The organism is Microbacterium sp. (genome assembly GCF_035556355.1).
Lineage (GTDB): Bacteria > Actinomycetota > Actinomycetes > Actinomycetales > Microbacteriaceae > Microbacterium.
On sequence record NZ_DATMFG010000010.1, the window covers coordinates 21,115 to 35,467 of the forward strand.

Annotated in this window: 15 protein-coding genes; 3 read left to right on the forward strand and 12 right to left on the reverse strand. The window is 70.4% G+C overall.

What is annotated here, in order from left to right; translation table 11 throughout:
* Positions 1-40 precede the first annotated feature (40 nt).
* Genes VNR19_RS02050 through dusB form a run of 4 tightly spaced genes read right to left on the reverse strand, consistent with a single transcriptional unit; the run spans position 41 to position 5,257 of the window.
* On the reverse strand, positions 41-829 hold the full coding sequence (locus tag VNR19_RS02050; protein WP_325723397.1) for an ATP-binding cassette domain-containing protein: 789 nt from the start codon (positions 827-829) through the stop codon (positions 41-43).
* A gap of 48 nt (positions 830-877) precedes the next feature.
* On the reverse strand, positions 878-2,749 hold the full coding sequence (dnaG, locus tag VNR19_RS02055; RefSeq protein ID WP_325723399.1) for a DNA primase: 1,872 nt from the start codon (positions 2,747-2,749) through the stop codon (positions 878-880).
* Entirely contained in the window at positions 2,749-4,107 is a 1,359-nt protein-coding gene (locus VNR19_RS02060) for a deoxyguanosinetriphosphate triphosphohydrolase (protein ID WP_325723401.1), read from the reverse strand. Before VNR19_RS02060 ends, dnaG begins: the two co-directional genes overlap by 1 nt.
* The gene (dusB, locus tag VNR19_RS02065) at positions 4,097-5,257 is read right to left on the reverse strand and encodes a tRNA dihydrouridine synthase DusB (RefSeq protein WP_325723403.1); all 1,161 of its coding nucleotides are present in this window, start codon (positions 5,255-5,257) and stop codon (positions 4,097-4,099) included. Before dusB ends, VNR19_RS02060 begins: the two co-directional genes overlap by 11 nt.
* Before the next feature lie 121 nt (positions 5,258-5,378).
* Here dusB and VNR19_RS02070 point away from each other — a divergent pair, with 121 nt between their 5' ends.
* Entirely contained in the window at positions 5,379-5,879 is a 501-nt protein-coding gene (locus VNR19_RS02070; RefSeq protein WP_325723405.1) for a glutathione peroxidase, read from the forward strand.
* A 64-nt stretch (positions 5,880-5,943) separates the two neighbouring features.
* On the opposite strand, the gene VNR19_RS02075 is transcribed toward VNR19_RS02070, so the two are convergent.
* From VNR19_RS02075 to recO, 5 genes are all read right to left on the reverse strand, one after another.
* The gene (locus tag VNR19_RS02075; protein ID WP_325723407.1) at positions 5,944-6,669 is read right to left on the reverse strand and encodes a DsbA family oxidoreductase; all 726 of its coding nucleotides are present in this window, start codon (positions 6,667-6,669) and stop codon (positions 5,944-5,946) included.
* Positions 6,670-6,719: 50 nt separating this feature from the next.
* Entirely contained in the window at positions 6,720-7,724 is a 1,005-nt protein-coding gene (locus VNR19_RS02080; protein WP_325723408.1) for a hypothetical protein, read from the reverse strand.
* A complete protein-coding gene (locus tag VNR19_RS02085) occupies positions 7,721-8,446 on the reverse strand; it encodes a hypothetical protein (protein WP_325723409.1) in 726 nt (241 codons plus the stop codon). Before VNR19_RS02085 ends, VNR19_RS02080 begins: the two co-directional genes overlap by 4 nt.
* A 99-nt stretch (positions 8,447-8,545) precedes the next feature.
* Entirely contained in the window at positions 8,546-9,358 is an 813-nt protein-coding gene (locus tag VNR19_RS02090; protein WP_325723410.1) for an isoprenyl transferase, read from the reverse strand.
* Positions 9,355-10,083, reverse strand: coding sequence for a DNA repair protein RecO (gene recO / locus VNR19_RS02095; protein WP_325723412.1), 729 nt, complete (start codon positions 10,081-10,083; stop codon positions 9,355-9,357). The genes VNR19_RS02090 and recO overlap by 4 nt, the downstream gene beginning before the upstream one ends.
* A gap of 119 nt (positions 10,084-10,202) precedes the next feature.
* On the opposite strand from recO, the gene VNR19_RS02100 reads away from it, so the two are divergent.
* Positions 10,203-10,904: a trimeric intracellular cation channel family protein gene (locus tag VNR19_RS02100; protein ID WP_325723414.1), complete on the forward strand. Its 702-nt coding sequence runs from the start codon at positions 10,203-10,205 to the stop codon at positions 10,902-10,904.
* 25 nt (positions 10,905-10,929) lie between these two features.
* Here the strand turns inward: VNR19_RS02100 and leuA are convergent, their stop codons facing one another.
* Positions 10,930-12,696 carry a 2-isopropylmalate synthase gene (leuA, locus tag VNR19_RS02105; protein WP_325723416.1) on the reverse strand — a complete coding sequence of 589 codons (1,767 nt, stop codon included), beginning with the start codon at positions 12,694-12,696 and terminating at the stop codon, positions 10,930-10,932.
* 231 nt (positions 12,697-12,927) lie between these two features.
* Here leuA and VNR19_RS02110 point away from each other — a divergent pair, with 231 nt between their 5' ends.
* Entirely contained in the window at positions 12,928-13,569 is a 642-nt protein-coding gene (locus VNR19_RS02110; RefSeq protein WP_325723418.1) for a hypothetical protein, read from the forward strand.
* 26 nt (positions 13,570-13,595) lie between these two features.
* Here the strand turns inward: VNR19_RS02110 and VNR19_RS02115 are convergent, their stop codons facing one another.
* Both VNR19_RS02115 and era read right to left on the reverse strand, forming a co-directional pair.
* Positions 13,596-13,784 (reverse strand): hypothetical protein, encoded by a 189-nt coding sequence (locus VNR19_RS02115; protein ID WP_325723420.1) that lies wholly within the window; start codon positions 13,782-13,784, stop codon positions 13,596-13,598.
* A 35-nt stretch (positions 13,785-13,819) separates the two neighbouring features.
* Positions 13,820-14,353 (reverse strand): GTPase Era (era, locus tag VNR19_RS02120; protein WP_325723422.1); only part of this gene is annotated, 534 nt, incomplete at its 5' end.

Here is a 14,353-nt window from a genome sequence, read left to right on the forward strand (position 1 = left end):
CCAGACCATCTTAGCAAAGCCGGAAGCGTGGTCATGACCATCACGAGGCGATGAGACGCTTGTCGGCCTCGCCGCTCGGGGTCCACAGCAGGTCGGTCGTGCCGTGCCCGTAGGCGATCGCATGACCACCTCGCAGGACCAGCACATCCGTGTCGAGGTCGCGCACGACGTCGGACTCGTTGGTGACGATGACCGCCGACATCCCGTACCCGTGCCGCCGACGCAGGACCGCCTTCTTGGCCGCCCGCCGCGCCTCCACGTCCATGTTCACGAACGGCTCATCGGCGATCAGCATGCGCGGCTGGAGGATCAGCGCACGAGCGAACGCGACGCGCTGGCGCATGCCGGCGCTCAACTCGTACGGGTACTTCGCCGCGGCGCCGAGAGGCAGCATGAGCTCGTCCAGGAGCGATGCGATCCGCACCGCGAGCGCCCGTTCGTTGACCCGGCGCGAGCGGCTCGTGATCGGCTCGCCGATGAGCTCCGACACCGTCTGGCGCGCGGGCAGGTTCGCCCCGGCCCGCTGCGGGAGGTAGCCGGTGTAATAGGTCAGCTCGCGGTGTGCGCGGCCGGGACGGCGGACACGGATGCCGAGCACCTCGGCGTCTCCGCCGACGACGGCGAGGCCCTGCTCGGTGCTCCCCGCGAGGATCGCGGCGAGGCTGGACTTGCCCGCACCGGTCGGGCCCATGAGAGACAGGGTGGCGCCGTGGCCGAGGGTGAACGAGACGCCGTCGACGACCCGCTCGTTCGGGGCACCTCGTCCCGCACGGGCGACCGAGAGATCGGTGCACCGGATCGCGACTTCGGCGTCTCGACGGCGGGACATGTCCACATCATGCCCTGCGAAGGAGCCGCGCGCCAATCGGTTGCCCGATCAGAGATCGGCGACTAATCTCTCGCGTTCCACGTCGATCTCGCGAAGGCGCACCCGGATGCCGCGGCCCTCGTCGGAATCGGCGGGGACGCGCTGGATCGCACCCAGCAGCTCGGTCTTCTCGCGCTGGAGTGCGCGCAGGATGAGCCGCCGGGCCAGGTCGGCGGTCGACGCCACGGCGGCGTCGTCGGTCAGCGCCGGGAAGTCCGCCGCGAGCAGTTCGGCCGCGAGCGACCGGAAGGGCTCGCGCACGTCCGACACGGCATCCGCGGCCCAGCCGGGACGCTCGACATCGGGTGCCGCCGCAACCGCCTGCCGCACGGCCTCGAGCGCCGGATGCCGGAACGGCAGCGCGAGCGCCTGCGCGCGCAGGTCGGGCTCGATGCGGTGCCCGAACTGCAGGAACCCCATGAGCGCGTCGCGCTCGAGCACGACGTCGGCGGTGCGCGGCAGCGACGCCAGCGTCACGCGGACGACCGGTTCGGCGGGCGTCTCCACCGGCGTCTGCCCGCGCTGCGTGCGGCTCTGGCCGGGGGCATACGTTCCCCGTCCTCCACCCCGTCGTGCGCGCTCGACGGCCTGGGTGACCTCGCCGAGCTCCAGCCCGAGGCGCCGTGCGAGCACGCGCGCATAGCCGGGGCGCAGGGAAGGGTCGCGGATCTCGGCGACGATCGGCGCGGCGGCGCGCAGAGCGCCCGCGCGGCCTTCGACCGTCGCGAGATCGAAGCCCGCGAGACGCCGGTCGATCACGAACTCGAACATCGGCGCCTTGGTCTGCATGAGTGCGCGCACGGCCGCGTCGCCGCGCTTGAGGCGCAGGTCGCACGGGTCGAGGCCGTCGGGAGCGACCGCGACGTACGTCTGCGCGGCGAAGCGCTTCTCGTCGCCGAACGCGCGCAACGCGGCCTTCTGCCCCGCCTCATCGGGGTCGAAGGTGAAGACCACCTCTCCCGCTGCCGTGTCGTCGCCCATCACGCGCCGCAGCACGGTGATGTGGTCGGAGCCGAATGCCGTGCCGCACGTCGCGATCGCGGTCGTGATCCCCGCGAGGTGGCACGCCATGACGTCGGTGTAGCCCTCGACCACGACGACCCGGTGTTCGCGCGAGATGTCGCGCTTGGCGAGGTCGAGCCCGTAGAGCACCTGGTTCTTGCGGTAGATGGGCGTCTCGGGCGTGTTCAGGTACTTGGGGCCGTTGTCGTCGTCGTACAGCTTGCGGGCGCCGAACCCGATCACCTGGCTCGTGACGTCGCGGATGGGCCACACGACCCTCCCGCGGAAACGGTCGTACACGCCGCGCTGCCCCTGCGACACGAGGCCGGCCGCGGCGAGCTCCTCATCGCTGAAGCCCTGGCCGCGCAGCGCGTCGCGCATGCCCGACCAGCCCTTCGGCGCGTACCCGACGCCGAAGTGGGCGGCGGCGCCCGCGTCGAAGCCGCGCGAGCCCAGGAACGAGCGCGCGGCCTCGGCCTCGGGCGTCATGAGCTGCGCGCGGAAGAACTCGGCCGCTGCGGCGTTCGCCGCGTACAGGCGCGCGCGGCCCGTCGTCTCGGGCGCCGCTCCCCCATCCTCGTAATGGAGCGTGTAGCCGATGCGCCCCGCAAGGCGCTCGACGGCCTCGGTGAACGACAGGTGGTCCATGCGGCGGAGGAACGAGTAGACGTCGCCCGACTCACCGCATCCGAAGCAGTGGTAGAAGCCCGCCTGCGGGCGCACGTTGAAGCTCGGGCTGCGTTCGTCGTGGAAGGGGCACAGCCCCTTCATCGAGCCCACACCCGCAGGCTTGAGGGCCACACGCTCGCCGATGATGTCGGCGATGTTCGTGCGCGCCTTCACCTCGTCGACGTCGGCTTGACGGATGCGTCCGGCCATCACAGCCCTCCCCGTCGGCGGGCGGAATCGGGCTTCGGCGCGGCCGGCGACCACACGCCGAGGGATCCGGCGTCGATCTCACCCACGAGCCGGTCGTGCCACGCGATCGCGAGCTGGTCGGTGAGGCTCGCGACCTGGTCGACGACGACGCGGCGGCGCGCGGCATCCGTCTCGGCCACCGCGAAGTCCTGCGCGTGCATCGCGTCGAGCGCCTCGGGGCGCTCCCACAAGGCCGTCGCGAGGCGCTTGAGCACGCGACGCTGCTCCTTGTAGAGGGCCTTGCGACCCTCGATCGAGACCACCACGGCTCCGATGATGCCCTTCAGCACCGCCATCTCGGCCTCGACGACACGCGGCACGACGACGTGCGCGCGATACCGCGTGAGGACCGCGACCTCGTACGCCTCGCGCGTCGCCGTGGTGGCCGCCCGCGCGAACCGGCCGATGAGGTCGGATGTGAGGTTCTTGAGATGCGCGTGCGCGGCACGCGTGCCGTCGAACGAGCGAATCCACTCCGGCATCCGCATGAGCCGGTACAGCGCGTCCTCGAGCTCGTCGAGCGCGAAGTCGAACCCCACCCACGCCTGGATCGCACGCAGGAGTGCGTCGTGCTCGGCCGTGTCGGTGAGGCGCGCGGGATCGAGGTACCCGTTCACGATCGCGTCTTCGAAGTCGTGCACCGAGTACGCGATGTCGTCGGAGAGATCCATCACCTCGGCCTCGATGCATCGCACACGGCCGGGCGCACCCTCGCGCATCCAGCGGAAGACGTCCTCGTCGTCGGGGTACACGCCGAACTTGAGCCTGCCCCCGGGATCGGGCAGCGGGTGGTCCGCCGTCCACGGGTACTTGCACGTCGCGTCGAGGCTCGCCCGGGTGAGGTTGAGCCCGTACGTGCGGCCGTCGTCGCCGAGAACCTTCGGCTCGAGCCGAGTGAGGATGCGCAGCGTCTGCGCGTTGCCCTCGAACCCGCCGATGTCGTCGGCCCAGTCGTTGAGGGCGCGCTCGCCGTTGTGCCCGAACGGCGGGTGCCCCAGGTCGTGACTCAGGCACGCCGTGTCGACGACGTCGGGCGACAGCATGAGCGCCGTCGCGAGCTCCCGCCCGACCTGGGCGACTTCGAGCGAGTGCGTGAGGCGGTTGCGCGCGAAGTCGGCGGGGCTCGCGGGACTCAGCACCTGCGTCTTCGCGGCGAGGCGGCGCAGGGCAGCGGAGTGCAGCACACGCGCACGATCACGGGCGAAGTCATCGCGCTGCGACCGGTGACGTTCGGTGTGGAAGCGCGCGGCATCCGCGTCGTCGTAGCCCTCCGGTCGCCCCGACGCGACGCCGACCGCCCCGGGGCCGTCAGCCGCCACTGGTGTCGAGTTCCGCTTCGGCGAGGGTGGCGGATGCCTCGGCCCCGACCTCTCGAGAGTCGAGCCAGCCTTCGGGCAGCGCCGGACGCTTGGGGCTTCCGGCACGGCCGCGCTGACCCTCGGCTGCGGCGCCGGGGTACGGCGCGTCGAGGTCGAGCGTGGCGAGCAGGTCGTCGATCTCGGCGAGGCTCGACACGGTCGCGAGGCGTGCGCGTGTGTCGCCGCCGACCGGGTAGCCCTTGAAGTACCAGGCCACGTGCTTGCGGATGTCGCGGCAGCCGCGCCCCTCGTCGTCGAAGAACTCGACGAGCAGTTCGGCGTGGCGGCGGAAGGCCCGCGCGACGAAGCCGAGCGTCGCGTCGACGGGTCGACTTTCGGCGCCGAAGGCGGCGGCGAGGTCGCCGAACAGCCACGGACGCCCGAGGCATCCGCGACCCACGACGACGCCGTCGCAGCCGGTCTCATCCATCATGCGCACCGCGTCTTCGGCGCTCCAGATGTCACCGTTGCCGAGCACCGGGATGCTCGTGACCGCCTCCTTGAGCGCGGCGATCGCCGACCAGTCGGCCTCGCCCGAGTAGAACTCGGCCGCGGTACGCGCGTGCAGGGCGACGGCCGCGACGCCCGCGTCTTCGGCGATGCGACCCGCGTCGAGGTAGGTCAGGTGGTCGGCGTCGATGCCCTTGCGCATCTTCACCGTGAGCGGGACGCCTCCCGCGGCGCGCACGGCCCGCGTGACGATGTCGCGGAAGAGCCCGAGCTTCCACGGGAGCGCGGAGCCGCCTCCCTTGCGCGTGACCTTGGGCACGGGGCATCCGAAGTTCAGGTCGATGTGATCGGCGCGATCCTCCTCGACGAGGAGGCGCACCGCCGCCTCGGTCGTCGCGGGATCGACGCCGTAGAGCTGGATGGAGCGCGGCGTCTCGGACTCGTGGTGCGTGATGAGACGCATCGTCGTCGCGTTCCGCTCCACGAGGGCGCGCGTCGTGATCATCTCGCTCACATAGAGTCCCGCGCCGTACTCGCGGCACAGCCGCCGGAACGCGGTGTTGGTGATGCCCGCCATGGGCGCGAGCACGACGGGAGCATCGAGCTCGAGCGAGCCGATGGACAGCGCGCGTGCGGGCGCGTCGACGAGAACGGAAGTCACCCGACCATCTTCCCATCCCAAGCCGAATCGGGGCTGGACGCGCATGTCGCGCGCGTCATGCGCACCGCCCGCGCACCCTGGGGAGGAGCCGGGGTGCTGCCCCACGCCCTAACCTGGGGATATGACCTCGACCGCGACAGATCTCCGCGACATCCCCTTCCGCACAGCCGACGGCGGCACCGCGACTCTCGCCCAGTACGCGGACAAGGTCGTCCTCATCGTCAACGTCGCCTCCAGATGCGGGCTCACGCCCCAGTACGAGCAGCTCGAGCAGCTGCAGCGCGACTACGGCGACCGCGGCTTCACCGTGATCGGGTTCCCGTGCAACCAGTTCAACGGCCAGGAGCCCGGGACGATCGACGAGATCCTCGAGTACTGCTCGACCACGTGGGGTGTGACGTTCCCGATCATGGACAAGGTCGACGTGAACGGGGAGAGCGCGATCCCGCTCTACAAGGCGCTCAAGCAGACGCCGGACGCCGACGGCGAAGCCGGCGAGGTCGGATGGAACTTCGAGAAGTTCCTCGTGACCCGCGACGGCAGCGTGCGCCGCTTCCGCAGCCGTACACTCCCGGACGACCCTGCGATCGTCGAGGCGATCGAGGCCGACCTGCCGCGCTGACGACCGCGGCCGCGAACGCGAGAGGGGCGGATGCCGCGGCATCCGCCCCTCTTCTCGTCGCCGCTCAGACGTCGGCCGTCGCCGGCTGCGCCGCCTCGTCGACATCGGCGTCCTCGCCGGCCGTCTCGGCAGCGCGATGCTCGGCCCACACCTGTCGCGCGATCTGCGCGAACGCCTCGGCCGGCTGTGCGCCGGAGACGCCGTACTTGCCGTCGATCACGAAGAACGGCACTCCGTTGATGCCGTACGCGGCCGCCTGCTTCTGGTCGGCACGCACCTCCGGGAGATACCGGCGCGACTCGAGCGCCTCGCGCGCGGCGTCCGCGTCGAGTCCCACATCCGCGGCGAGTGCCACGAGCTCGTCGGTGCGTCCGAGGTGGCGGCCCTCTGTGAAGTACGCCGACATGAGACGCTCCGCGAGCTCGAGCTGCCGGCCGTGCGCCTTCGCGAAGTGCAGGAGCTCGTGCGCCTTCACGGTGTTGGTGTGCTTGAGGAGGTCGTAGCGGTAGGTGAGGCCCGACTGCGCGGCGACGCCCGTGACCCGCTCGATCATGGCCTGCGCCTGCTCGCGCGAGATGCCCTTGTGCCCCGAGAGGTAGTCCACCTCGTCGCCCTCGAAGTCCACGGGCGTATCGGGCGACAGCTCGAACGAGTGGTACGTCACCTCGACGACCGGCGCGTCCTCATCGGCGGATGCCGCAGCCAACCCGTTCTCGAGGTTCCGCTTTCCGATGTAGCACCAGGGGCAGGCGATATCCGACCACACGTCGATCTTGATGGCATCCGTCATGCTGAAGGACAACGGTCGACGTGGGACGGTCTATTCCCGCGCAAGCATGATCAGCCCGGCGGGTTCGCATCCGGGAAGAAGCGGAACCGCACGCGGACCGAGTCGTCGTACGGCACGACGAGGGTCGAGGCATCCGGCGACCACTGATCCGGCACCAGGAACAGGCGTCCTCCGCCCTGCACGAGCAGCCGCAGGCCGTGATACCGGTATCGGTACATCTGCCCCTCGTCATGCGGCTCGAGCTCCTGGAAGAGGATCTCGTCGTTGCCCGGGAACATCCGCTCCTGCGTGTCGAGCACGACCGCGGGCAGCGACGTGAGGTCGGCGGCGAGCGCCCGCGCTTGTCCTCGTCCCCACCACTCCGCGAGCGTCGCCGTCGCCCAGAAGGCGCCTGCGACCATCGCCACGACGAGCAGCACGACGACACTCCGCCCCTCCGCACCTCCGCGCAGTGCCCGGGCGGTCGACGCGGCGTAGGCGGCGAGGCCCGCGCCCACGGCGAGCAGGAGCGGCGTGACGAGCGGCGCGAGCTCCCATCCACCGAACACCCCCCACAGCAGCGCGAGCGCGAGACCCGCGAGGATCAGGCCGATGCCCGTCCAGGCGATCACCGCCACGACGCGCCAGCGGGTCGCTGCATCGGCCTTCTTCAGCCGCTTGCGAAGCAGGCGGTGTCCCACGACGAGAGCCGCCGCGAGGATGAGGGCGATCACGAGTGGCACGAAGAGTGCGCCGGGGCTCCGCATGACGAAGGCCTGGTTGCTCAACCCGAGCACGTCGACGTCGATGCCGAAGTACGCGAAGAAGGTGCGCGACGACACGTACCCGAAGTAGAAGAGCAGGGCGGTGATGAGGGTGACCGGCGCGACGAACGACGAGAGGAAGCCCATCCACTTCTCGAACGCGAGGTTCGGCGGACCCGGGATCACATCGCTGGGCGCGGGGGCAGGATCGGCGGCGCGCTCGTCGACGTCGGGTGGCGGGCCGATCGGTCCGTGCCCGATGGCTTCAACGGATGCGCCGGACTCGCGCTCGGGTCGGGAGGTGGTCGTCACGGCGCCTCGCTCTCGGATGACTCGGGCTCATCGGTCGGCGTCTCCGGATCTTCGGCCGGCGGATCATCGGGGTCCTCCTGCGGAGGATCCGGATCCCGCACGAAGATCTCCGGACCCGCTTCGGCGGGACGCGCGATCGCGGCGTCGCAGAATCGCGGCTCGGTGCAGACGAGGGTGCCCCGGAAGGTGACTCCTGCCTGGATCGCAAACGACGGGGTGGCGAGCACGAGGAGGTCGCACACCGTGAACGGCGTATCGGGCGCCATCGTGAAGCCGATGCAGGGTCCGACGATCTCAGGCGAATCGCTGCAGCGCTCAGTCGAGGCCGTTACGGCGCCGGCGGGGTGTGAGTCGATTCCGTCGATCGTGAATGTGACGTTCTCAGGCGGCGCGTCTCCGTCCCAGAAGAATCCGACCTTCGCGCACCACCGGCCGTCGCCGATGGACTCCACGCCCTGGTCTCCGTAGGGCGGGCCTCCGTACTCGGCTGCCGGGCCGCTGCGTCGCGTCTGCTGCGAAGGGTCGACCGGGCCGTCGGATCCGCCGTTGTCACCGGTGCCTGTGGGGGTCGGCGACGGCTCCTCCGTGGTGGTCGGTGTGGGCACCGACGTCTCGTCGGCCTCGTTCGCAATCGGCGCGCACGAGGCGAGGGCCAGCACAGCGGCCAGGACGAGAGTGGCCGCCATCGCGGCGCGCCGCGGGGAGTGTCGCGTACCGTCCATCAGACACCTCCCGACCACGGCTTGCGCGCCGCGCCCCACAGGAGAGGAGCATCCACTCGCCCGCAGGATACGCCCGCAGGGGGCGCGGCATAAGTGGCGTCAGAGCGCGGGCGGAGCCGGTTGGTCCACGGCTCCGCCGAAGCGGCGATCGCGGTCGAGGTAGATCTGGATCGCGTGCCACAGGTCGGTGCGGCTGAAGTCGGGCCAGAGCGTGTCGAGGAACACGAACTCGGCGTACGCGGACTGCCACAGCAGGAAGTTCGACGTGCGCTGCTCGCCCGACGACCGGATGAACAGGTCGACGTCGGGCATGTCGGGCTGGTACAGGTGGCGACGCACCGTCTTCTCGGTGATCGCGGATGCCTTGAGCCGACCCGCCGCGACGTCGGCGGCGATCTCGCGCATCGCGTCGACGAGCTCGACCCGCCCGCCGTAATTGATGCACATCGTGAGGGTGAGAACGTCGTTGTCGGCCGTGAGCCTCTCGGCGAACTGGAGCTCCTTGATGACCGACCCCCACAGCCGCGGCTTGCGCCCCGACCACCGCACGCGCACGCCCCACTCGTTGAGCTGATCGCGCCGGCGGTGGAGAACGTCTCGGTTGTAGCCCAAGAGGAAGCGCACCTCGTCTGGCGAGCGCGCCCAGTTCTCGGTCGAGAACGCGTACACCGACAGGTGCTTCACGCCCGCCTGGATCGCGCCCGCGACGACGTCGAGCAGCACCTCCTCGCCGGCCTTGTGCCCCTCGATGCGCGGCAGCCCGCGACGATTCGCCCAGCGCCCGTTTCCGTCCATGACGATCGCGACGTGGTTCGGCACGCTCCCCGCGGGGAACGCCGGAGGGGCGATGCCCGTCCAGTCGAGCGGGCGATACGGAACGGCGTCGCGATGGGTGTAGGGCTTGGGCGTCACCGAAGCGCCTCCACATGCGACAGCGAACGGATGCCGCGCTCGAGGTGCCACTGCGCGTAAGCGGCGATGAGACCGGATGCCGCGGCCGCCGCCGCGGGAGGGGCGGCGTCGACCTCGTCCCACTCCCCCGCCATGAGCGAGCGGAGCAGACGCGCCGAGTCGCCGTCGAGCCGCGCGGCGCCCGTCGGAGCGCAGTCGCGGCACACCGTCCCGCCGAGCTGGGCGACGAAGGCGTCGTGCGGGCCGCTCGCGCCGCAGCGGGCGCACTCGGCGAGCGCCGGCGCCCAGCCCGACAGCGCCATCGCGCGCAGGAGGTAGGAATCGAGGATGCTGCGCGAGGCGTGCTCCCCACGCGCGAGCGCGCGCAGCCCGCCGACGAGCAGCAGGTACTGGTTCGGCGTGGCCTCGGCCTCGTTGAGGCGATCGGCCGCCTCGACCATCGCGTTCGCGGCGGTGTAGCGGTCGTAATGGATCGCGATGTCGGCGCCGTACGCTCCGAGCGACTCCGCCTGCTGCACGATGTCGAGCGAGCGACCCTGGTAGAGCTGCACATCGGCGACCATGAACGGCTCGAGCCGGGCGCCGAAGCGCGACGAGGTGCGCCGCACGCCCTTCGCGACGGCGCGCAGTTTGCCGTGGCGGCGGCTGAGCAGCGTCACGATGCGGTCGGCTTCACCCAGCTTCTGGGTGCGCAGGACCACGACCTCGTCGCGGTAGGTGGGCACCCGTCCATTATCCGTCCGGGCACCGACGATCCGGCGCAGGCGGGCGGGTCGGGTTGCGGCCGGCGCGCTCAGGGCGGCCGTGCGTTCGCACATGCCCTGACCTCCCCCACAATGGGTTCGTGGACGAACCCGTCTTGGTGATCCCGCTGTGGGCCGATCTGACCGCTGTCGGTCTCGGCGGCATCCAGGGCGCGCTCTTCGCGTCGGGCTTCCGCGGTCAGCGACGGCTCGATCTGCTCGGCGTCGCGATCATCGGGATCGTGATGGGCATGGGCGGCGGCCTCATCCGCGACCTGCTGCTCAACGTCACACCGGTCACGCTGCAGAGCAACTGGTACCTGCTCACCGCTGTGTGCGCCTCTCTGATCGGAATGCTGCTGGCGGGACTCTTCCAGCGCCTCAACGCCGTCATCGTCGGCCTCGACGCGATCGTGATCGGGCTTTTCGGCGCATTCGGCACGAGCAAGGCGCTCGCGCTCGGACTGCCGCCGGTTCCCGCGGTGTTCGTCGGCGTGTGCTCGGCGGTCGGCGGCGGCATCCTGCGCGACATGATCATGGGGCTTCCGGTCGCGATCATGCACGTCGGCTCGCTCTACGCCGTGGCCGCGGGGGTCGGATGCGCCGTGCTCGCGATCGCGAACGCCTTCGGCGTCGGACTCGTGCCCGCGGCGATCGTGTGCGTCGTCGTGACCGCCGTGATCCGCGTGCTCGCGGTCATCTTCGACATCTCGCTGCCCGAGCAGCGTGCGCTGCACCGGCGTCGCGTCGCCGTCGAGACGAGCGCGATCCCGATCGTCAAGCCCGGGCCCGACGCCGACTGACGACGGGCCCGACGCCGAACCCGGGTCAGACCGCCGCGAGCTCGCCCGAGCGCTCGCGCTCGCGCGTGCGGATCGCGCGGTTGACGCCCGACACGATGGCCTTGAGCGACGCGGTCGAGATGTCGCTGTCGATGCCGACGCCCCACAGGCGCTCGCCGTCGACCTGCAGCTCGACGTAGGCCGCCGCCTGCGCGTCGCCGCCCGAGCTGAGCGCGTGCTCGACGTAGTCGTAGAGCGTCACGTCGAACCCGTGCGCGCGCACGATCTCGAGGAAGGCGGCCACCGGGCCGTTCCCGTGACCGGTCGCCTCGACGCGGTCGTCGCCGTCGCGCAGCGTGACCTCGAGCACCACGTCGCCCGACATGTCGCTCTGCGTGCGCGTCGCGAGCAGCTCGAACCGGCCCCAGCGCTCCTCGGCGTCGGCGGCGGGCAGATACTCGTCGGTGAAGATGCGCCAGATCTCGTCGCTCGTGACCTCTCCGCCCTCGGCATCCGTCTTGGCCTGAACGACCCCCGAGAACTCGATCTGCAGCCTGCGCGGCAGGTCGAGCGCGTGGTCGCTCTTCAGCAGGTAGGCGACGCCGCCCTTGCCGGACTGCGAGTTGACGCGGATGACGGCCTCGTACGAGCGGCCCAGGTCCTTCGGGTCGATCGGCAGGTACGGGACGGCCCACTCCAGCTCGTCGACCGAGACGCCCTCGGCGGCCGCGCGGGCCTCCATCGCCTCGAAGCCCTTCTTGATCGCGTCCTGGTGCGAGCCGCTGAAGGCCGTGAAGACCAGGTCGCCGGCCCACGGGCTGCGCTCGTGCACGGGCAGCTGGTTGCAGTACTCGACCGTGCGCTTGATCTGATCGATGTCGCTGAAGTCGATCTGCGGGTCGATGCCCTGCGTCAGCATGTTGATGCCCAGCGCCACCAGGTCGACGTTGCCCGTGCGCTCGCCGTTGCCGAAGAGGCATCCCTCGATGCGGTCGGCGCCGGCCATGTAGCCGAGCTCCGCCGCGGCGACCGCGGTGCCGCGATCGTTGTGCGGATGCAGCGACAGGATGACGTTCTCGCGGTGGTTCAGGTGACGCGACATCCACTCGATCGAGTCGGCGTACACGTTCGGGGTCGCCATCTCGACGGTCGCCGGCAGGTTGATGATGACCTTGCGCTCCGGCGTCGGGACGAAGACCTCCATCACCTTGTTGCACACCTCGACGGCGAACTCGAGCTCGGTGCCGGTGTAGCTCTCGGGCGAGTACTCGTAGTACACGGTCGTCTCGGGGACGGTGGCCTCGTACTGCTTGCACCAGCGGGCGCCGTTCATCGCGATGTCGATGATGCCCTGCTTGTCGGTGCGGAACACGACGTCGCGCTGCAGGATGCTCGTCGAGTTGTACAGGTGGACGATCGCCTGCTCGGCGCCGCGGATCGCCTCGTACGTGCGGGCGATGAGCTCTTCGCGGGCCTGCGTCAGCACCTGGATCGTGACGTCGTCGGGGATCAGGTTCTCTTCGATCAGCTGGCGCACGAAGTCGAAGTCGGTCTGGCTCGCGCTCGGGAAGCCGACCTCGATCTCCTTGTAGCCCATGCGGACGAGCAGGTCGAACATGATGCGCTTGCGCTCGGGGCTCATCGGGTCGATGAGCGCCTGGTTGCCGTCGCGAAGGTCGACGGCGCACCACCGCGGCGCCTTCGTGATGCGCTTGTCGGGCCACGTGCGGTCAGGCAGGTCGACCCGGATCTGCTCGTGGAACGGCCGGTACTTGTGGACCGGCATGGACGACGGCTTCTGGTGGTTCTCCATGATGGGGGCTGCTTCCTCGTCAGATGTTGCGGGCCGACACCAAGCTCCGCGACGAGAAAGGCCCTAGAACGAAGCCTCGTCGCGGCGGCTAAGAAGAAGGAGCGAGCCTGCGCGCATGGGTCGAGGGTACACCCGGTCACGGGGCGGATGCCAAATGCGGATGCCGCCGGGCGGGGCATCCGGTTCGAATCGTGACTGAGACGATCGCCCCGTTCGCGACACGTAACGGGTATGAGTCCTCACCGACGAGTCTCCGTCCTGCGCGCCGCCGCCGTCTCGATCATCGCGGCCGGCGCCCTCGCGCTGTCCGCGTGCGCGACTCCGTCCGCCGACGCTCCCCCGCCCGGGGCGAGCCTCGACAACGCGTGGCCCGACCCGCCGAAGGGCGAGGTCGTCGCGACGGGGACCGTACTCGACAAGGGCGGCGACGCCGAGCTGTGCGTCGGACCCGTCGCGGAGTCGTGGCCGCCGCAGTGCTCCGGCTTCCCGCTCGAGGGGTGGTCGTGGGAGGGCGTCGAAGGCAGCGAGTCGTCCGGCGACGTCACGTGGGGCGCGTACGCCGTCACGGGCACGTTCGACGGCGAGACGTTCACCGTGACGCAGCCGCCGATCATGCTCGCACTCTACGACCCCGTGCGGCCCGACGATCCGGCCGGCGGTGTCGAGGGTGAGACGTCGGAGGCGCGTTTGCTCGAGATCCAGGAGGAGCTCCCGTCGAAGATGGGCGACGCGTACCTGTCGTCGTACCCCGACCGTGGCTACCTGTGGGTGGACGTGCCGTGGGACGACGGCACGTGGCAGGAGGCGGTCGACGCCGAGTACGGCGAGAAGGTCGTGTTCATCAACTCGATGATGCGCGAGGTGTCGGGCTGACGGATGCCGCCGCCGCGAGCGGTTCGCTACGAGTCGCACTCGCAGATGAGGTTGTACTCGACGACGCGGTCCCCCTCCTCGGGGCGCGCCCACGCCTCGGCCTCCGCGCGGTTCGCGAACCGGCGCGGAGCGAGCCGTCCGTTCGCCATCAGGACGCCGACCTCGACCTCTTCGCGCGGGTCGGACCACGGCAGCGGAGTCGTGACCGTCTCCATGTTCGCGAGTCTACGCCGCGTGCGGTGAGCGGGGCTCAGAAGCCGAGTCGCCCCAGCTGCTTCGGATCGCGCTGCCACTCCTTCGCGACGCGCACATGCAGCTTGAGGAACACCTTGGTGCCGATGAGCGGCTCGATCTGCGCCCGGGCCTTCGCGCCGACATCGCGCAGGCGGGCGCCCTTGCGGCCGATGATGATCGCCTTCTGGCTGTCGCGTTCGACGACGATGTTCGCGTAGATGTCGGTCATCGAGCCGGTGTCGCGCTCCTCGATGTCGTCGATCGTGACGGCGATGGAGTGCGGCAGCTCGTCGCGCACGCCCTCGAGCGCGGCTTCGCGGATGATCTCGGCGATGCGGTCCTCGAGCGACTCATCGGTGACGACGCCCTCGGGGTACAGCGCCGGCCCTTCGGGCATGAGCTTGAGCAGCTCGTCGGTGAGCACGTCGAGCTGGTCGCGCGTGAGCGCCGACAGCGGAATGACGGCCGCCCAGTCCTCGCGGAGGCTGTCGACCTCGATGAGCCTCTCGGTGATCTGCTCGCGGGTCGCGGCATCCGTCTTCGTCACGAT